Below are 18,939 nucleotides of genomic sequence, written 5' to 3'. Positions count from 1 at the left end.
GCAAGCCTCGGGTTTCGGCGGTAAGCACCCGATGCCCCGGGGCCCGGCGACCGCTGCGGTCAGCGTCAGCCAGCAAAACGATGATCAGGGCACGAGAACGGCCACGCCTCTCAGGGTCGTGGACCGCTGCGCCGCGATCGCCTCGTTCACCCGAGCCAGCGGATACGTGTCCGTGCGGGTTACGATGCCGACCCGCGGGACCAGCTCGAAAAGGGGCCGTGCGTCGTCGCGGGTCGGGTTGGCTACCGAGAGCACCGTCCGCTCGCCCCAGAGCAGGGCATAGGGGAAGGCCGGGATGTCACTCATGTGGATGCCGCCGCAGACCACCCGGCCCCCCTTGCGAACGGGCTGCCGGGCCGCGGGCCCCAGGCTCCCGTCGGGCGCGAAGATCAAGGCCGCGGCCAGTGGCGCGGGCGGAGCCTCGTCCGACCCACCGGCCCATTCCGCACCGAGGGAGCGGGCGAAGGCCTGGGCTCTCCCATCGCCAGGGCGGGTGAGCGCCAACACGCGCCGGCCCTGCCAGCGGCAGACCTGGGCGACGATGTGGGCAGCCGCCCCGCACCCGTACAGCCCGACCGTGCAGGCATCGCCGGCCATCCCAACGTGCGCCAGCCGATGAGCCCCGCGCACAGGAGCGGCGCGGTCGCGGCCGCGTCGAGGTTCGCGTCGAGCGGGATCGTGAAGGCGGCGGCGGCCAAGAGAGGGGTCGCGAACCCGCCGTCGCGGGTGCAGCCGGTGAAGCCGGGCGCGTCGCACAGGTTCTCGCGCTGCGTCTCGCAGTAGTGGCAGTGGCCGCAGGCGTACCCGAGCCAAGGTACGCCGACCCGCGCGCCGGGCGACGGGCTCGTCACGGCCGCCCCGACGGCCTCGACGGTGCCGACGACCTCGTGGCCGGGAACGATGGGCTAGACGGCCTGAGGCCACGCGCCGTCGATGACGTGCAGGTCGGTGCGGCACACCGCGCAGGCCTCGACCCGGATGCGGACCTCGCCCGGGCCGGGAACCGGGTCCGTCCGCACCTCCGGTACGAGCGTGGCGCCGACCGCGCGCAGGACCATGGCCAGCATCGGACCGACCTCACGCGAGCGTCAGGTGGTCCTCGACGGCCCGCACGCCGGGGGCCGACCACGCGGCCCGCTCGGCGAGCTTGCGCTCGCTCCAGACGTCGACGCACCCGTCCAGGATCACTTTGTCCCCATCCACGTGGACGCGGATGGTATCGGGATCCCGGGCGCTGCGCCTCAGGGCGGCGCGGATCCTGTCCTTGACCTCGGTGGGTTGGACCGGCGGCTTAACCGCGATGACGTTGACGATGTCGGTGACGCCGGCCAGGCGCCGCAACGCCTTATCGACCGCCGCCTTCTGGTGGTAGTACGGCACGCATCCCTGGAGCGTGACGCAGCCCTTCTCGACCTTGAGCGAGACCGAGTGCTCCGGGATCTGCACGTCCCACTCCAGAACCCGGGCGCACCGCTCGGCCAGGGCCTCGTCGCCGACCCGCGGGTTCTCCGGGTAGCGGACCTCGATCCGCTCGATCACGGCCCGCACGCCGCGCACCCGGAACGCGATGCGCTCGGCGATAGTCCTTTCGGCGTAGCTCCGGACGCGGCCGGTGAGCGTCACGACGCCGTCGTCGACCGCGACACCGATCTGCGCCGCGTCGACCATGGGGGCGTATTCCAGCTCCTCGAGCACGTGCCGGCGCACGGTGATGTCGTCCATCGCGTGTCTCCTCGATTCGATGGGTTTCAGAGGGCGAGCCAGAGCAGCGCCGGCGTCACCACCGAGGCCGCGACAGCGAGCGCCAGCGCCTGAAGACTGCCGATGGACAGATACCGCGCCGCGTCCGTGACGACCCGGGGTTCGGCATCGTTCGTCGGCGCCAGCATAACCGGCACCCGCGCGCTGCGCACCGTCGTGATGAGGGTGGTTCGAAGAACCAAGGCCATCGCTCGCTCCCGTCTTGCTGACGGGAGGCATCCTGCCGCCCAACCCGGGAGCCGCCTTGATCCACCTCAACGCCACGGGCCCCGGCCGCCTGCACGGTCGCTCGGGATCCGCAACCGGGAGGCCGACATGGACGCGAGCCGCGAGCCGCGGAAAGCCCGCGAGGAACGCCGCGACCCCGAGCCTGCGTACGGCAGCCACGACCTGGCCTTCGTGCCTGGGCCGCTCGGGCCGGACGGGCTCAGGCGGATCGACGCCTACTGGCGGGCCGCGAACTACCTGTCGGTCGGCCAGATCTACCTGATGGCCAACCCGCTTCTGCGCGAGCCTTTGAGGCCCGAGCACGTGAAGCCGAGGCTCCTCGGGCACTGGGGCACGACGCCGGGCCTCAACTTCATCTACGTGCACCTGAACCGGGTCATCCGGCAGCGCGACCTCGACATGATCGCCGTCTGGGGGCCGGGCCACGGCGCGCCAGGGCTCGTCGCCAACGCCTACCTGGAGGGCACCTACAGCGAGATCTATCCGGACGTGGCGCGGGACGCGGAGGGGATGGGCCGGCTGTTCCGGCAGTTCTCGTTCCCGGGCGGCATTCCGAGCCACGCCTCGCCGGAGCTGCCCGGCTCGATCCACGAGGGCGGCGAGCTCGGCTACTCCCTGGCGCACGCCTTCGGCGCGGCCCTGGATAACCCGGGCCTGACCGTCGCCTGCGTCATCGGCGACGGCGAGGCCGAGACGGGGCCGCTCGCCGCGTCATGGCACGCCAGCAAGTTCCTCCACCCCGGGGCGGATGGCACCGTGCTGCCGATCCTGCACCTCAACGGCTGGAAGATCGCCAACCCGACCATCCTCGCCCGCATGCCCGAGACCGAGCTGCGCAGCCTCCTCGTCGGCTACGGTTACGCGCCGACCTTCGTGGATGGGAACGAGCCGGCCCGGATGCACCAGGCCATGGCCGCGGCCCTCGACGCGGCCCTCGACGCCATCGCGGAGATCCGAAGGCACGCCGGCCGCGGCGACGGTGGGCGCCCGCACTGGCCGATGATCGTCCTGCGCAGCCCCAAGGGCTGGACCGGACCGAAGACCGTCGAGGGCAATCCGGTCGAGGGGACGTGGCGCTCGCATCAGGTGCCCGTCGCGGCTACGCGGGAAAACCCGGCGCATCTCGCGATCCTGCAAGCCTGGATGCGATCTTACCGGCCGGAGGACCTGTTCGCGGAGGACGGCTCGCTGCTGCCGGCCCTGGCCGAGCTGCCGCCGCAGGGACCTCGGCGCCTCTCGGCCAACCCGCATGCGAACGCGCACACGAGTGCGCCGCTGCGCCTCCCGGACTTGAGGGACTTCGCCGTGTCGGTCCAGGGCCGGGGTCGGACCCGCGCAGAGGCGACGCGGGCGCTGGGCACCTACCTGCGGGACGTCCTGACCCTGAACGCGAAGGCCCGCAACTTCCGCATCATGGGGCCGGATGAGACCGCGTCGAATCGGCTGGATGCGGTGTTCGAGGTGACGGGCCGCGCCTGGCAGGAGGCGATCTTCCCTAGCGACGACCATCTCGCCCGGGACGGGCGCGTCATGGAGGTGCTGAGCGAGCACCTCTGTGAGGGCTGGCTCGAGGGGTATGTCCTCACCGGCCGGCACGGCCTGTTCGCGACCTATGAGGCCTTCGCCCACGTCGTCGATTCGATGGTGAACCAGCACGCCAAGTGGCTGAAGTCGTCCCGCGACCTGCCCTGGCGCCGGCCCGTGCCGTCCCTCAACATCCTGCTCTCGTCCCACGTCTGGCGGCAGGACCACAACGGCTTCAGCCACCAGGACCCGGGCTTCATCGATTTCGTGGCGAACAAGCGCGGTGACACGGCCCGCATTTACCTGCCGCCGGACGCGAACTGCCTGCTCTGCGTCACCGACCACTGCCTGCACACCTACGACCGCATCAACGTCGTCGTCGCCGGCAAGCAGCCCGCTCTCCAGTGGCTGAGCCTGGACGAGGCGGTGACGCATTGCGCGGCCGGCATCGACATCTGGGACTGGGCCTCGAACGAGGGCGAGGCGGAACCCGACGTGGTGATGGCCTGCGCGGGCGACGTGCCGACCCAGGAGATGCTGGCCGCCGTGGACTGGCTGCGCCGGCACGTGCCGGAGCTGAGGGTCCGCGTCGTGAACGTCGTCGACCTGATGACGCTGCCCGCGCCCGAGACGCACCCGCACGGCCTCGACGACCCAACCTTCGACAGCCTGTTCACGCGCGGCCGACCGGTGGTGTTCGCCTACCACGGCTATCCGTGGCTCATCCATCGGCTGACCTACAAGCGGACAAATCACGGCAATTTCCACGTGCATGGCTTCATCGAGGAGGGCACGACCACGACGCCCTTCGACATGTGCGTGCTGAACCGGCTCGACCGCTATCACCTCGCGCAGGCCGCACTACGGGCCGTGCCGGGTCTCGGGGCGCGCGCAGAGCACGCCGAGCAAGCGCTGCGGGACGCTCTGGCGGCCCACCGCGAGCACGTCCGCCGCACCGGCGAGGATCTGCCGGAGGTGAGGGACTGGGCTTGGCCGGAACGGCGCGCGCCCGAGGACCACGATCGTCGGATCGAGGGCGACATCATGCAGTGCGGCCCGACCGAGGCGGATGCGTCCGGGCGGGCTGAGGCCGTTGACGGGTGGACGATGGTCTCCTGAGGCCGGGCGATGATCCTCGTCCTCAACGCCGGTTCCACCAGCCTGCGTTGCGCTATGTTCGAGCCGGGCGCGGACCAGCCGGCTCGGCGAGCGCCGAAGTGTCCGGATGCCTGCCAACGCGGCTTGCCGGACAGGCGATAAGGCGGCGCTGCGCTGCCAGCTGGTCGTGGATCAATCTGGCGCGTCGGAACGGCCGCCCGCTGGCCCGTCGTCGACCGCCGGCATCCAGCGGAACAGGAAGCGGTCCATCTCGCTCGCCCAGGCGAGTGGAAGGTCGAGCCAGAACGTCCGCCACAGCGCAAGCCACGCCGCCTCGACCATGGCTAGGTCCGGCGGGAGCCCCCCAATCGGCGGCGCGAGTGGTCGGGCAGTCACGCGGGGCTCCCCACGCGGCTTACCGCGCCCGGCGCGCTCACGCGGGCGACCTTGAACGTGTGGTAGGCCTCGTCGTCGGCCTCACGGATCGAGACGTACTCGCCTTCGACGAAGGTGTGGGTGCCGAGGCGGTAGCCGGGTTCGTCGTCGTCGTCGGTGCGGTCGTCGTAATCGATCAGCCAGGTCGCGCCGCCCGCGCCGCCGGCCCGGTGCACGAGCCGGCCGTGGCGGTCGGGCTCGCCCGTCCAGAAGCGGCGGACGCGGCAACGGTCGCGGGTCCCGTTCCAGAGCACCGCATCGAGATGTCCATCCGTCCCAAGAGGCGCAACCACCTCGTAGCCGCGCCCGACGCTGCCGTCCGGATGCTCGGGGCAGCGCGCCAGCGTCAGGATCACCCGGCGCAGCGCGGCGGGGGCGCCGGTCCTTTCTGGAGGCGCCGGCTCGCCGTGAGCGACCGTCGGCCCGTGCGTTGCGTGAGACATGGCCGCCTCCTCAGCTCAGCGCGACGATGCGGTCCTCGACGGACCGGACGCCCGGAACCGACCAGGCCGCGCGCTCGGCGGCGTCCCGTTCCGCCCAGGCCGTCACCGCGCCCTCCAGCGTGACCTTGTCGCCCGCGACGGTGACCTTGATCCCATCGGCCTCGAAGAGGGCGCCCCGCTTGAACGCCTCCAGGATCTTGTCCTTCACGGCCGTCGGCGGAACCCGCGGCCTGACCTCGATGAGGTTGGTGACGCCGTGAACGCCGGACAGCTTCCGGACCGCGGCCTCGGCGCCGGCCATCTGGTACTGCCAGTCCACCATGCCGGTCAGCGTGACCCAGCCGCCGGCGACCTTCACCTGGATGGCACGCTTCGGAAGGTGCACGGACCAGTCGATGATGGCCAGGGCGCGCGCCGCGATCTGGTCGTCCGCGACCTTCTTCTCGTCGGCGTAGCGGACCTCGATCTCCTGGGCGATGGCGCGCACGCCCCGGACGCGCCGCACCGCGCGCTCCGCCTCGACCTTCTCGGCGTAGCTTCCGACGTGGCCGGTCAGCGTCACGACGCCTTCCGAGACGGCGACGCCGATGGCGCCGGCGTCGAGGCTGGGGTCGAAGTCGAGCTCGTCGAGAACGTCGCGGCGCAGGTCCTTGTCGGTCATGGCGTCCTTCCTCATGGCAAGTGTCCGATCCGTGCGGGGCGGCTGCCGGCGATCCTGCGCGGCCTAGACGGAGGAGCCTTGATCCAGCGCAACGCCGACGCGCCGCTCGGCCTGCGCCAGCGCGGTGCACCGCCCCATTTCCGTGCGCAGGCGAGCGGCCGTCGTCTCGATGCCGGCGGCTTTCAGGTCTGACCGAAGCCTCGCGATCAGCGTCTCGTCGTCGGTCACGACCGCCCACTCCGTGAAGGCGGTGACGTAACCCTCAGCCGTGGTACCGGTCAGGCGCATCCGCTCGCAGGCCCAGGTCGCGAGGAGCCGATTGCGCCGGTTGCGGGCGTGGAAGCGCGCTTCCTCCTCCTGGACGAAGCAGCGCTCGGCGGCCCGCTCGCGCTCGTCGAACATCGTGGTCATTGAAGCCTCCGTCTCAGTGCGGCGCCGGACCGTACCGGCGGCGGATCAGCCATCCTTCGACCGGCCCTGGCGGCCAGCCTTGAGGCAGATCAAGCTCCCGGACGTCGGCCCTGGGCGCGGTGTCGCGGGCGGACCACCCATGGCTTCACGGCCTCGACCGCCGCGAGGTAGGTGACGGTGATCAGCCCGATGGCGACCAGGATCGGCAGGGCGGGGGTCTGGAAGCCGAACCAGCTTCCCGCCGGGGAGAATGGAAGGGCCAGCGCGGCTGCCAGCGCGGCGAGCGAGGATCCGGCCACCGCCGCGCTCGGACGATCCTCCCAGGGGCGGCCGTTCGTCCGGATGACGAAGATCACCAGGATCTGCGTCGCCATCGATTCCAGGAACCAAGCGGTGCGGAACGCCTCGGCCGACGCGTCGAAGACGAGGAGCAGCGTGCCGAAGGTCAGGAGGTCGAACAGCGACGAGAGCGGACCCATCACCCCCGCGAACCGGAGGACCGCCGCCATGTCCCAGACCTGGGGCCGGGCGGTCGCGGACGGGGCCACCCGGTCGAAGGGGATGCCGACCTCGGAGAGGTCGTAGAGCAGGTTGTTGAGGAGGATTTGCGTCGGCAGCATCGGCAGGAACGGCAGCGCCACCGAGGCGACCGCCATCGAGAGCATGTTGCCGAAGTTCGAACTCGCCCCCATGCGGACGTACTTCAGGATGTTGGCGAAGGTTCGCCGTCCCTCCTCGACGCCGTCGGCGACGACCTCCAGGTCGGAGGCGAGCAGGATCATGTCGGCGGCCGCCTGCGCTACACCGGTCGCGCCGTCGACCGACAGGCCGATGTCGGCTTGCGCGAGGGCCGGCGCGTCGTTGATGCCGTCGCCCAGGAAGCCGACGACGGCGCCCTTGGCCTGCAAAGCCCGGACGACGCGCGCCTTCTGGTCGGGCGCCAGCCGCCCGAACGCATCCACCTTCCGGACCCGGACCGTGAGGGCCGCGTCGCTCAGTCCCGCGATTTCAGGGCCCGATAGGACCGTGCCGGCCCGCAGCCCGACGAGGCCCGCGAGCCGGCGCACGACCACAGGGTCGTCGCCGGACAGGATCTTCACGTGCACGCCGGCCCGCGCGAGCCGCGCGATGGCGGCATCAGCCGTCGGCTTGGGCGGGTCGGCAAAGGCGCAGAAGCCCTCGAAGACGAGGTCGATCTCGTCCGCGACACCGAGCGGGTGCGGGGAACCGACCCACGGGCGCGAGGCCACCGCGATGCTGCGTAGCCCATCTTCGGCCAGGGTCCGGACCTGCCCGAGAGCCTCGTCGCGACCTCTCGGGCCCATCGGTTCGATCCGCCCTCCGGCACGTCGCGCTTGGCAGAGGGCCAGCACGGCCTCGGGGGCGCCCTTCAGTATCAGCAGCGGCCCCTCGGGTCCCCGCGCGAGGACCGAACCGGAGCGGCGTCCGTAGTCGAACGCCCGCTGGCCGGCGAGTTCCCAAACCCTCCCGGCGTCCGGATGGGCATGCGCCAAGGCGGCGTCGAGCGAACCGCGGTCTCCGCCGAGGGCGGCCGCGACCGCCGCAAGCCTCGCCGGCCGCTCGTCCGGCCGGCCCGCCGGGTCGAGGCTGCGCGCCAGCGCGATCTCGGCTGAGGTCAGCGTGCCGGTTTTGTCGGTGCACAGCACGGTCATCGCGCCGAGGTCGTGAATGGCGGCCAAGCGCTTCACGATGACCTTGCGCGCGGCCATGCGCATCGCCCCCCGCGAGAGCGTCACGGTGGTGACCATCGGCAGCAACTCCGGCGTCAGGCCGACGGCGAGGGCGACGGCGAACAGGAGGGAGTCGACGACCGGCCGGCCCAGGACGACGCGGACCGCCAGAACGGCGAGCACCAGACCGAGGGTCAGCCGCGCGACGATCAAGCCGAATGCGTGCAGGTCGCGCTGGAAGGGCGAGGATGCCTGCACCTCGGCCAGAGCCGAGGCCGCGGCGCCGAACATCGTTGCCGGGCCGGTCGCGACGACGAGGGCTGTCGCCTCACCCGTCTGAGCGACAGCGCCGCGGAAGAGGGCGTTCGCGGCCTCTGCCGGCTCGGTGGCCGTCACGGGGCCCGGTCGCTTCCCGACCGGATAGGGCTCACCCGTGAGCGCGGCCTCGGTGGCGGTGAACGCGTCGCTCTCAATGACGAGGGCGTCGGCCGGGACGATGTCGCCGGCACGCACGCGCAAGATGTCGCCTGGCACAACCTGCTCCACCGGAACAGTGAGGAAGCCGCCGTCGCGCCGGACCTCGGCCTTCAGCGCAACCGCGTGGCGCAAGGCCTCGGCCGCCCTCTTGGCGTGGCCCTCCTGCACGGTGTCGAGCCCGATGGACAGGCCGAGGATGACGACGATAATCGCACCCCCGACGACCTCGCCGGTCAAGACCGAGACGAGCCCGGCCGCGAGCAGGATCAGGGCGAGCGGTTCGAGCAGGCGTCGCAGCACCGCCTGCCAAACGCCCGAAGCTCTCTTCCTGGCGTCGCTATTGGGCCCGAAGCGTTCGAGCCGCCGTCCGGCGTCAACCGAGCCGAGCCCGTCGAGCCCGCATCCGAGTTCGGCGCAGAGCGCCTCGGGCTCGCGCGTCCAGAAGGGCGCGGTGGCCGCGGCTGGCGGCAGGTCCGGCGGCGAGGAAGCACTCTGGGCGAGGGCCGGACCCGCGGTCTTTCTCATAGGGGTGGGTCCGACGCCTTCCGCTCGTGGCGGACGACATCATCGGCCGGCGGCGGGGTCGTTGCGCTGGATCAAGCCGTCGTCGCCGGCCTGATCGACTGCCTGAAGGCGCCTCAGGCCAGCGGTCAACTGTCGGTCCCGCGAAGGATCTATCAGGCCGTCCTCGACGATGCCGTCCTGCAGGGACCCGCCGCTCCCGAACCGCCTCCCCGATGGTCCACCGTCAACGCCGGCCACTGTGCCGTTCTTGGGCACCACGCAATCGGGCTCGATGCCGTTGCCTTCCACCCGGTGGCCCGCGGGCGTGACGACCCACGCCGTCGTCAGCCGCAGACCGCGCCCGCCCCGATGGGCATAGGTGGTCTGGACGGCACCCTTGCCGTAGGTGCGCGTGCCTATGACGGTCGCACGTCGGTGGTCCTGGAGCGCACCCGCGACGATCTCCGCCGCGGAGGCCGTGCCCCTGTCTACGAGCACGACGAGCGGCAGGCCGTCGATCCGGTCCTCGCCGGTCCTGTCCAGCGCGAACCGCTCGACGTTCCCGGAGCCGCGACCGACCAAGCGAACGATCTCGCCGCGCCCCAGGAAGGCCCCGGCCACCGCCACAGCCTGCACGACGAGGCCGCCCGGATTGCCGCGAAGATCCAGGACGAAGCCCGAGAGCCGGTCACGACCGATACCGGCCTTCAGGGTCGCGACTGCCTTGAGCAGCCGGCCGGAGGTGAACGCGTCGAAGTGGTCGAGCCCGACATAGGCGACGGTGTCCAGAGCCCGCATGCGGACCGGGTGCAGCGGCAGCCACTCCCGTGTCAGCACCACCTCGGACGGGGCACGTTCGCCCGGACGGACGACCCGCAGGTGCACGGTGGAGCCCGGCTCCCCCCTCAGGAGGTCGGCGACCTTGTCGGGTCCGAGGTTCTCGGCCGCGGCGCCGGCGATGCTCTCGATCACGGTCCCAGGCGCGAGGCCGGCCCGCGCCGCCGGGGCGTCCGGAAGCGTGCTCCCGACCGTCCCGCCTGCCTCGACCTCCAGTCCGACGCCGGAGTAGCTCCCGGTGTCCTGCTGGTCGAGCCGGCGGAACTCGGCTGCGGTGAGGTAGCGTGAATGCCGGTCCAGCGTGGCGACCAGCCCGGCTATCGCCGCATCGATCAACTGGCCCTCGCCACGCACGTCGACCGCCCGTGTCCGGATGGCGTGGAACGCGGCCCCGAAGGCGAGCAGATCGCGATATGGAAGCTCGTTGAAGCGGTTCGACCCCACGCCGGCGTCGGGTGACGCCGGCGTCGCGAGGACCGCGACGACAGCCCCGGCGACCCCGGCCAAGCCGACGATCAAACACCTGAATGCGCGACCGTGGGTACGCCGGTCGTGTGCCGGCTCGCCTGTGGTCGCTGTAAGAGGCATCGCCCGGCCCCGATTGCCCATACGAGGTCAGGGTGGCTGCCTGCATCCGGCATCGCCTTGACCTGCATCAACGGACGCACCGTGCGTGCGCCGTTCGACTTCCTACGGTCGGGATTTTTGGACCCGCTTCGGGCGGCCGGGCCGGCGGCCGCCCCACCTCGCCCCGACGCTCCTGTCGAGAGACAGGACGGTCGAGCCCAGGACGTCCAGCGGCAGGTCCGCCTGCAGACGAGGCCACGTGAGGGCGCCGCAGCCGCGCGCGACCTGGGCCGCCAGAACCGCCGCGGTCGCGTCCGAAGGGTTACCGACGCGCGACGCGATGCGGCTCGCGAGCGTCGCGGTCGGCGCCTCCAGCCAAACGCCGACGAACCCCGCGTCATTGTCCCGGGCGACCGCCTCGATGCCATCCCGTTCCGTACGGCGGTCGAAGACCGCATCGGCGACGGCGCAATGGCCCACGGCCAGGACCCGTGCGGCCTCCAGCCGGAGTGCCGCGTAGACGCGAAGCGACACGGCAGAGGCGTAGGCCGAGGCCGGCAGCCGGGTCAGAGCGCCGACCCCGTGCAGCCGCTTCCGGATGCGGTCGCTCGACAGGACCCGGGCGCCCGGGGGGGCGCCCATCCGGGGAGCGGCCGCCGCAGCGACGCTCGACTTTCCGGAGCCGCTGAAGCCACCGACGGCGAGGAGGAAGACGGGCCTGTCGGTCAGCAGGTTTTCCGCGAGCGCCAGATAGGCTTGCGCCTCCGAGGTCGTCGCGGCAGCGACATCGCCGGTCCCACCGGCGGCTTGCGCCGCCGTGACATGGGCGCGGATGACCGCGCGCAGAGCCATCAGGAACGGCAGCAAGCCGATCCCGTCAGTCTCGTCCGCCACGTCGAGGTAGCGGTTGAGCAGGCGGTTGGCGAGGTCGAAGCGCTCCCGGTGCCAGAGGTCCATGAGGACGAAGGCGAGGTCGTAGAGGACGTCGGTCGTCGCGATGGTCTCGCTGAACTCGATGCAGTCGAACGGCGTCGGTCTTCCCTCGAACAGGCAGATGTTGCGCAAGGTGAGATCGCCGTGGCAGCGACGGACCTTGCCGGCGGCGCGGCGGGCGTCGAGCAGGGGCGCGTGTCGCGCCAGGACCGCACGGAATCGGGCCGTCATCGACTCCGCCACGTCGGCCGAGGCGAGTCCTGTCGTTCGGAGCGCGACCCCGTTCATGTCGACGAGCGCCTCCATGGCGGCGGCGCCTCCGCAGTCGCGGTGGATCTCCGCGCCGGCATGAAAGGTCGCGATGACGTGCGCGAGGTCGGCGATGTGGTGCGCTCCCAGGCGACCATCCCGTGCCATGGCGTCGAACAGGTCCGCCTCCGGAAAGCGGCGCATCTCCACCACGGCGTCGACGAGGGGACCGTCTCCATCGAAAGCCAGGGTCCCGCCCGGTTCGCGCGTGATCCGCCGGGCCCCGAGGTAGAGCGCGGGCGCTGTACGGCGGTTGAGCGCCACCTCGGCCTCGCAGGCGGCCAACCTGCGTTCGGGCGTCGAGAAATCGAGATAGGGGAAGCGGACGACGCGCTTGAGCTTGAACACGCGATCCTCTGCCAGGAAGAGCCGGGAGATATGCGTGGTCGCGGTGTCCACTGTTCCCGCATCCGAAAGGGCGCGCGTCACGAATCGGACGACGGCGTCTTGGTCCACGGGCGACATGCACGCTGATCCTCGGACGGCTGACCTCGGAGACCACTCGGGTCGAGGGTGACGCGTCCCGGCGTTCAGATCGCGTGGCGGTCTGCAGGACGTGCCGGCCTGAGGATGGCGCGCCGACCGATATGTGCGCCAGGGCCGCCTCGCTGGCGTTGAGATGGGTCAAGGAAGCCGCAGCCGCGGTGGGGCACGCAGAGGCTTTGAGGAGGCCTCGATGACTGCATCCACCGACAAACCCGACCCGTTCGACCCGTTCGGTATCGCCGCCTCGATGGGCGAGTGGTGCTGCCTGTTGAAGGCCGCCCGGGAGCTCAGGGACATCGATGCGGAGATGATGGCGACGATGCTGGAGGCTGACGCCCCGGCTTCCGCTCCCCTGTCCTCGGAAGCCGCCGCGAAGGTCCGCAGCGTCGCGAGGCTGATGCGTAGCCTCGACCTCGACCCCGAGGCCATCCGGCGGCGGCAGCCCGAGGCCATGCGGGCGCTCGAAGCGGCCTGCCTGGGCTGCACGGAGCGCAGCCGGTGCACGCGCGAGCTATGGTCAGGGACGGCCGCCGACACCTACCCGGAGTTCTGCCCGAACGGCGTGTCCCTCGACCGGCTGCGCCATGCATGAGCCGGGTCTCGCCAAGGAACCTGGGCTGGCCGAGCCGGAGGACACGGCGGGCTGGCCGGCGGCAGGGACGAAGCCCATCCATGCCCTCCCGCTCGCGGAGGTCTCGAAGGCATTCGGAACCTCCCTGCACGCGGGCCTGACGGACGCGGAGGCCCGGCAACGGCGCGCGAAGGCTGGCGCGAACGTCATCGCCCCGAAGAAGAGAGCCGGCAAGCTCAGCCTGCTCCTGCACCAGTTCGCGAGCCCCGTCGTCTACCTGCTCGCGGCGGCCGGTGGGCTCTCGCTCTCCTTCGGCGATTGGCGGGAGGCGGTCGCCGTCATAGCCGTCCTCGCCGTCAACACAGGCCTGGGCTTCTTCACCGAGCTGCGGGCAGTCCGGTCCGTCGAGGGCTTGCGGGCGCTCGGGACCCGCTCAACCCGCGTTCGCCGCGACGGTCACACCCGGGTTCTGCCCGCCGAAGACCTCGTGCCGGGCGATATCGTGCTGGTCGAGGGCGGCGACGCGGTCCCGGCCGACATCCGGTTGGTCGAGGCGTCCAACCTGGGCGCGGACGAGTCGACGCTGACGGGAGAATCCGTGCCGGTCGACAAGTCGGTCGATCCGGTCGCCGCGCAGGCACGCCTTGCCGAGCGTTCCTCGATGCTGTTCCGGGGCACGCTGGTCGTTCGTGGGAGCGGTATGGGTGTCGTGGTCGCGACCGGCCCGGCGACCGAGCTCGGCGGCATCTCGCGGCTCGTGGAACAGGCCGCGCCCGACGGCTCGCCCCTGGAACGACGGCTGCAGCGCCTGTCCGGCCAGATGGTCTGCGTTGTTCTGACGGTGGCGGTCATCCTCGCCGGCCTCGGCATCGCGACCGGAAAGGATCTCCGCCTCATGACCGAGGCCAGCATCGCGCTGGCGGTGGCGGCCATCCCGGAAGGCCTGCCCATCGTCGCGACCCTGGCGCTCGCGCGCGGGATGTGGCGGATGGCGCGGAAGAACGCGCTGATCGAGCACCTGTCGGCCGTCGAGACCCTCGGCGCCACGACACTCATTCTGACCGACAAGACGGGCACGCTCACCGAGAACCGGATGACGGTGCGGCAGTTGTCGCTACCCTCTGGACAGGACGATCAGGCGGCGCGAGGCCTCCACGCCGCATCCGAGGCGGAACGGCTGCTCCGCGCCGCGGTGCTCTGCAACGACGCCTCGCTCGGGTCCGGCGCAGGAGAGGGCAGCGGCGACCCCATGGAACAGGCGCTGCTGCAGGCGGGCCGGTCCGCCGGCCTGGACCGCGCCACGGTCCTGCGAGACCGGCCTATGATCCGCAAGCGGGCCTTCGACGCCGCCACGCGCTTGATGGCCACCGGCCACGCGTTGGGATCCCACTACTTGGTGGTGGTCAAGGGCGCCCCGGAAGCCGTGCTCGCCGCCTCGCGACGCATCGGTGACGGCGAGCGCGACCGACCGCTCGACGACGGCGGCCGCGACCTCTGGCGACGCCGTGTCGAGGAACTGGGTGCGGGCGGCCTCCGGGTCATCGCCTGCGCCGAGCGGACGGTGGACGCGATGGATGTCCACCCGTTCGAGGAGCTCACCTTCCTCGGCCTGGTTGGGCTGGAAGACCCCGCCCGGGAGGACGTGCCGGAGGCGATGGCAGCCTGCCGAGACGCCGGAATCCGGGCGGTCATGGTCACCGGCGACCACGCCGTCACCGCCCGCAGCATCGCCCTTGCCGTCGGGCTTGCCGGTCCGCGTGACCGCGTCGTCGAGGGCGTCCCCGGCGCCGGTCCGCCGGGCGGCCTGGAGGATGTCGCCGTGTTCGCGCGGGTGAGCCCGGCCGAGAAGTTGGCGCTGGTCCGCGCCTTCCAGGAGAGGGGCGAGGTCGTCGCCATGACCGGCGACGGCGTCAACGATGCCCCGGCCCTCAGGCAGGCGGATATCGGCGTCGCGATGGGCCGGCGGGGGACGGACGTGGCGCGCGAGGCGGCCGCCATGATCCTCCTCGACGACGCCTTCCCGACCATCGTCGGCGCCATACGGGAGGGGCGGATCATCTTCGACAACATCCGCCGGTTCGTCGCCTACCTCCTGGCCTGCAACCTGAGTGAGGTGATGGTCGTCGGGCTCGCGGTCGTGTCGACGCTACCGCTGCCGATCCTGCCGCTGCAGATCCTCTACCTGAACGTCGTGACCGACGTGTTCCCAGCCTTCGCGCTGGCATTGGGGGAGGGCCGGGCGGACGTCCTCCGGCGTCCGCCGCGGGACCCGAAGGAGCCCATCCTCGGGCGGACGCAATGGACTCGGATCGGCCTGCATGCCGTTGCCATCACGGCGGCGACCTTCGCGGCCGGTGCCATCGCCAGGTTTCAGCTCGCCCTCGACCCAGCATCCGTCGTGACGGTCACGTTCCTGACGCTCGCTTTCGCGCAGCTCTGGCAGGTCTTCAACATGCGGGCCTCGGGCTCGCAGCTCCTCCGCAACGAGATCACGCGCAATCCCTGGGTCTGGGCGGCCCTGCTCCTGTGCACGGCGCTGCTCGTCGGCCCGGCCTACCTTCCCCCCGTCGGCAGCGTGCTCGGTCTCGACCCGCTCGATTGGACCGGCTGGTTGCTCGTTCTCTCGGCGAGCCTCGCACCGGTCGTGGTCGTCCAACTCGGGACCGCGGTCGCAGGCGCCACCGACGCGTCCCTGAGGAGCCCCCTGCTTGAGGTACGATGACCCTTCGCATGGGCGACGTCAGCGTCCCCGCGCGCTTACACCTGGCAGCGCGTGACCATGGAGCCGACCGCGGCGGATTGGGATGCACGGGTCGAACGCTTGACCGGCCGCCTCCCGGTGCGCGTGCGCGATGCGGTCACGTGGCTGAGACGACCGTCGCGACGCCCGGTGCGGTTGGTGGCGGCGCTCGCTCTGATCGGGGGCGGCGTGCTGTCGTTCCTCCCCGTCCTCGGCCTCTGGATGCTGCCCCTTGGCCTTGCTCTCTTGAGCGAGGACATCCCGGCGCTGAAGCCACGGCTTGAGGCGCTCGCCAGGGCGGTCGAGCGCGCCGTGTCCCGCCTCCGGAAGCCGTGACCGGGTCGGGTCGGGGTCTCGGGCGTCTACCGGGAGGCCCGACGTTGCGCTGGATCAAGGCAGGCCGGCCGCGCCGGTCGAGACTTGGGCGGCTAGGCAAGCCGGAGCCCCCATGTCTCTCCCAGCCTCATCGTCCCTCACCGGGTTGCGCGACATTCTGGTCGCCGTCACCGAGGAGGGCCGCGGCGACGAGCCAGGGACGGGGATCGGCTACGGCCTCACGCTCGCCGCCGCCTCGGGCGCCCATCTCACCGTCCAGTCCGCCGCTCGCCGCGTCACCATGGTCGGCGGGGCGGGATTGAGGTTCGTCGACGACCTCGTCGCGGGCGAGAACCGGCGGTTGCGGATCCTCGCGCAGGCCGTCGCCGAACGCGTCGGCGGCGACGCAGCCAGCGCGGGCGTGACCTGTACGACAGAGGCGCCCGCGCTCGCCTACCCGGATCTGATCGCGCGGCTCACCGCCCGCGCCCGGCTCGCCGACCTGACCATCCTGCACGCGGAGACGCGGGAGGTGGATCTCGACCGCGACCTGATCGACGGGGTCCTGTTCGGAAGCGGTCGCCCGCTCATCGTGGTGCCGCCGGGTTGCGCAGCGTTCTCCGCCCGGCGGATCGTCGTCGCTTGGGACGGCAGCGCCCAAGCCGCCCGGGCCGCCAACGACGCGCTGCCGCTCCTGCGCGCGGCTGAGGCGGTCGAGATCGTGTCGGCCATCGGCGAGAAGGACCTGCCGGCCTCGATGGCCGGCGCCGAGTTCGCGCCACACCTCGCGCGTCATGGCGTGACTGTAACGGTGAACGTTGTGCCGATCGTCGACAACGTCGCGGAAACGCTCAGGGCAGAGGTCGGCCTGTTCCGCGCGGACATGCTGGTGATGGGCGCCTACCGCCGCTCGCGCGTGCATGAATGGTTCCTCGGCGGCGTCACCCAGTCGCTCCTGACCCGAAGCTCGGTACCGCTGTTTCTGGCCCATTGACTGTTCTGGCGGCAAAGCCGCCACGGGCCCTCCTGCCTCAGCGACTTCGGCAGGAGCCTTCGAGGTCTTTCTCGCCTCCCGGTTCGAACCTTGTCCGGCCTGCCGGGGCAGGCCGACGCGCCTGCACGGCCGGCGCCCGCACCCACCCCTTCGAACTCGTGTGGATTGGGCCGGCGATGCGCCGGGGTCGACCCGGTTGGGGACGCATATCTCGGAAGCCTTCGGCAGGACGAAGCTCCGGCAACGACCGGTCGGGAGCGCCAGGCTCAATCTTCGACAATGCGGCGAAGTCGGGCGCGGCGAAGGCTGACCTGGCGCCCGCCCGTGCGCAGCAGCGCCCCGTCCTCCTCCAATTGCGAGAAGGTCCGCGACACGGTCTCGATGGTGAGGCCGAGGTGATCCGCGATGTCGCGCCGGGTCATCGGCAGGGCGAAGGTTCCGGTACCGCCAAGACGTTCGTCCACCTCCATGAGGAAGGTCGCGACGCGCTCGACCGCGGAGCGACGACCGAGCAGCAGCATATGGTCCTGGGCGTGGCGAAGGCCGCTGGCCGCCATGGCCCAGAGTTGGCAGGCTACCTCGGCGCTGCGGGTCGCGGCGCGCTCGACCCCGCGCCGGCGGAAGATCAGCACCTGTGTCTCCGACAAGGCCTCGGCCGTGTGCCGGTGCATCTCGCCCTGCTCCAGGCCGAACAGGTCGCCGGGCAGGTGGAAGCCGGTGATCTGGCGTCTGCCGTCGTTCAGAACCTTGTGGGCGCGCACCGCGCCGCTGACGACCTTGTAGACGAACTCGGCCTCCTCGCCCTCGCCATAGATCTCCTCCTCGCGGGCATAGGCGAAGGGGGTGCCGATGAGTTCGGGACAGCCGGCGAAGAGCGCGATCCCGAGCTTGCCGCCGCCAGTAGCGTTCGCGGTCACGCGCGAAGACGGGTGCAGGGTGATCTCGGCGGCCATCGCGTCTCTCCTCGTCCGCATTGGGATGGAGGGAAGATTGGCGGGGCCGGAACTCCGGGGAAATTCCGGTCGGTCTCTTACGCAGGTTTGCTTAAGGGCAATTACGTAGGCGCCCTCTCCCCCGCGTTCAGTGGCTTGCGGTCATCGCGAGGCCCCATGCACGCACGGGGTCGTGCATCACGAAGTGACCGTCGCGACCCGCGGCCAGCGAGCACAGAGCGGTGGCGAGCCCGTACGCCACGACCCCCAGCACCAGCGTCACGGCGTCTGCATTTCGCCGCAGAGCGTGGATGGCGACGCAGCCCGCGGTGAATGACGAAGCGACGAGGAATGCAGACGGGTCGAGAGGCATCGCGCCGCTCCGGATGGTGATCGGTCCACGGTTCTGGATGGGCCGCGCCCGGACGGCGAACCGCCGCCCCTCCGGCGATGATTGACGCCTCAGACCGAACGGGCCTGGGGCGACACGAAGAGCCGCCAGAGTTCGAACGCTGCCAGCGCGGCGACCGCGAGCCCGATGCCCACGTGCAGCCACATCGGGTATCGCGTGTCCGCGAACCCCAGCGCCCACGGGGCGATGGACACCCAGAGGCCGGCGGCGAAATGGATGTATTCCTCCCAGTCGTAGGACTTGGCGAGGGCGAGCACGGCGACGACGGTGATAGCCCCCCCGCAGACAAAAGCATTGCGCGCTGCGGCGGTCTCGCTGCCGAGCCTGAGGCACCAAGGTGCCATCAGCAGCGCGACGCCCAGGAGAGCGTTGAGCGCGTTCGGGATCATGTCCTCCGTCCGGTTTTCGATGGTCCGCATCGTCGCCTCCTGGCAGGAGTGGGAGCACCGGGGCCTGAGACACCGAACGCCGGGCCTGCGGCGGCGGATGGCCGGCCGCCTCCTGAGGCCGAGCATCCCGCCCTCTCGCATCGAAGCATTGATGTGGCTCAAGGGGAGCGAAGGGGAGCTGAAACCCTATCCCCGCGGTACGCAACCCGCGTGGGGCCGGC

17 protein-coding genes and 1 pseudogene are annotated in these 18,939 nt (G+C 71.2%); 5 read left to right on the top strand and 13 right to left on the bottom strand.

From position 1 onward, the window contains the following. Positions 1 to 84: 84 nt before the first annotated feature. The 3 genes and pseudogenes from MMSR116_RS09055 to MMSR116_RS09045 all read right to left on the bottom strand — a co-directional run bounded on the left by MMSR116_RS09055 (position 85) and on the right by MMSR116_RS09045 (position 1,949). Positions 85 to 1,067 (bottom strand): annotated as a pseudogene (locus MMSR116_RS09055) (alcohol dehydrogenase catalytic domain-containing protein). Between the two features lie 10 nt (positions 1,068 to 1,077). Further along, a complete protein-coding gene (locus MMSR116_RS09050) occupies positions 1,078 to 1,722 on the bottom strand; it encodes a BON domain-containing protein (RefSeq protein WP_010684810.1) in 645 nt (214 codons plus the stop codon). A 26-nt stretch (positions 1,723 to 1,748) separates the two neighbouring features. Next, positions 1,749 to 1,949 (bottom strand): hypothetical protein, encoded by a 201-nt coding sequence (locus MMSR116_RS09045; protein ID WP_010684809.1) that lies wholly within the window; start codon positions 1,947 to 1,949, stop codon positions 1,749 to 1,751. Positions 1,950 to 2,076: 127 nt separating this feature from the next. On the opposite strand from MMSR116_RS09045, the gene MMSR116_RS09040 reads away from it, so the two are divergent. Next, positions 2,077 to 4,632: a phosphoketolase family protein gene (locus tag MMSR116_RS09040; protein WP_010684808.1), complete on the top strand. Its 2,556-nt coding sequence runs from the start codon at positions 2,077 to 2,079 to the stop codon at positions 4,630 to 4,632. A 171-nt stretch (positions 4,633 to 4,803) separates the two neighbouring features. On the opposite strand, the gene MMSR116_RS09035 is transcribed toward MMSR116_RS09040, so the two are convergent. From MMSR116_RS09035 to MMSR116_RS09005, 7 genes are all read right to left on the bottom strand, one after another. Continuing rightward, the gene (locus MMSR116_RS09035) at positions 4,804 to 5,007 is read right to left on the bottom strand and encodes a hypothetical protein (RefSeq protein ID WP_010684807.1); all 204 of its coding nucleotides are present in this window, start codon (positions 5,005 to 5,007) and stop codon (positions 4,804 to 4,806) included. Next, positions 5,004 to 5,489 (bottom strand): hypothetical protein, encoded by a 486-nt coding sequence (locus MMSR116_RS09030; protein ID WP_010684806.1) that lies wholly within the window; start codon positions 5,487 to 5,489, stop codon positions 5,004 to 5,006. The genes MMSR116_RS09035 and MMSR116_RS09030 overlap by 4 nt, the downstream gene beginning before the upstream one ends. 10 nt (positions 5,490 to 5,499) lie before the next feature. Beyond that, on the bottom strand, positions 5,500 to 6,150 hold the full coding sequence (locus tag MMSR116_RS09025; protein ID WP_010684805.1) for a BON domain-containing protein: 651 nt from the start codon (positions 6,148 to 6,150) through the stop codon (positions 5,500 to 5,502). A gap of 63 nt (positions 6,151 to 6,213) precedes the next feature. Further along, positions 6,214 to 6,561: a DUF1476 domain-containing protein gene (locus MMSR116_RS09020; RefSeq protein WP_010684804.1), complete on the bottom strand. Its 348-nt coding sequence runs from the start codon at positions 6,559 to 6,561 to the stop codon at positions 6,214 to 6,216. A gap of 89 nt (positions 6,562 to 6,650) precedes the next feature. After that, the gene (mgtA, locus tag MMSR116_RS09015; protein ID WP_010684803.1) at positions 6,651 to 9,254 is read right to left on the bottom strand and encodes a magnesium-translocating P-type ATPase; all 2,604 of its coding nucleotides are present in this window, start codon (positions 9,252 to 9,254) and stop codon (positions 6,651 to 6,653) included. A gap of 39 nt (positions 9,255 to 9,293) precedes the next feature. After that, entirely contained in the window at positions 9,294 to 10,577 is a 1,284-nt protein-coding gene (locus tag MMSR116_RS09010) for a S41 family peptidase (protein WP_039893694.1), read from the bottom strand. 183 nt (positions 10,578 to 10,760) lie between these two features. Then, a complete protein-coding gene (locus tag MMSR116_RS09005; RefSeq protein WP_010684801.1) occupies positions 10,761 to 12,344 on the bottom strand; it encodes an AAA family ATPase in 1,584 nt (527 codons plus the stop codon). Between the two features lie 211 nt (positions 12,345 to 12,555). Between MMSR116_RS09005 and MMSR116_RS09000 the strand changes: the two genes are divergently transcribed. The 4 genes from MMSR116_RS09000 to MMSR116_RS08985 all read left to right on the top strand — a co-directional run bounded on the left by MMSR116_RS09000 (position 12,556) and on the right by MMSR116_RS08985 (position 16,985). Then, positions 12,556 to 12,957 carry a DUF6455 family protein gene (locus MMSR116_RS09000; RefSeq protein WP_010684800.1) on the top strand — a complete coding sequence of 134 codons (402 nt, stop codon included), beginning with the start codon at positions 12,556 to 12,558 and terminating at the stop codon, positions 12,955 to 12,957. Beyond that, positions 12,950 to 15,658, top strand: a complete 2,709-nt coding sequence (locus tag MMSR116_RS08995; protein WP_010684799.1) for a cation-translocating P-type ATPase — start codon at positions 12,950 to 12,952, stop codon at positions 15,656 to 15,658. The genes MMSR116_RS09000 and MMSR116_RS08995 overlap by 8 nt, the downstream gene beginning before the upstream one ends. Positions 15,659 to 15,715: 57 nt before the next feature. Beyond that, positions 15,716 to 16,012: a hypothetical protein gene (locus MMSR116_RS08990; RefSeq protein ID WP_010684798.1), complete on the top strand. Its 297-nt coding sequence runs from the start codon at positions 15,716 to 15,718 to the stop codon at positions 16,010 to 16,012. 112 nt (positions 16,013 to 16,124) lie between these two features. Continuing rightward, positions 16,125 to 16,985, top strand: a complete 861-nt coding sequence (locus tag MMSR116_RS08985) for a universal stress protein (RefSeq protein WP_010684797.1) — start codon at positions 16,125 to 16,127, stop codon at positions 16,983 to 16,985. Positions 16,986 to 17,251: 266 nt separating this feature from the next. On the opposite strand, the gene MMSR116_RS08980 is transcribed toward MMSR116_RS08985, so the two are convergent. From MMSR116_RS08980 to MMSR116_RS08970, 3 genes are all read right to left on the bottom strand, one after another. Then, positions 17,252 to 17,938 carry a helix-turn-helix domain-containing protein gene (locus tag MMSR116_RS08980; protein WP_010684796.1) on the bottom strand — a complete coding sequence of 229 codons (687 nt, stop codon included), beginning with the start codon at positions 17,936 to 17,938 and terminating at the stop codon, positions 17,252 to 17,254. Positions 17,939 to 18,065: 127 nt separating this feature from the next. Then, positions 18,066 to 18,290, bottom strand: coding sequence for a hypothetical protein (locus MMSR116_RS08975; protein ID WP_010684795.1), 225 nt, complete (start codon positions 18,288 to 18,290; stop codon positions 18,066 to 18,068). An 89-nt stretch (positions 18,291 to 18,379) separates the two neighbouring features. Continuing rightward, positions 18,380 to 18,748, bottom strand: a complete 369-nt coding sequence (locus MMSR116_RS08970; protein ID WP_010684794.1) for an SPW repeat protein — start codon at positions 18,746 to 18,748, stop codon at positions 18,380 to 18,382. Positions 18,749 to 18,939 lie beyond the last annotated feature (191 nt).

This window comes from Methylobacterium mesophilicum SR1.6/6, from assembly GCF_000364445.2.
Taxonomy (GTDB): Bacteria; Pseudomonadota; Alphaproteobacteria; order Rhizobiales; family Beijerinckiaceae; genus Methylobacterium; species Methylobacterium mesophilicum_A.
This window is presented reverse-complemented; position numbering and strand designations above follow the sequence as displayed.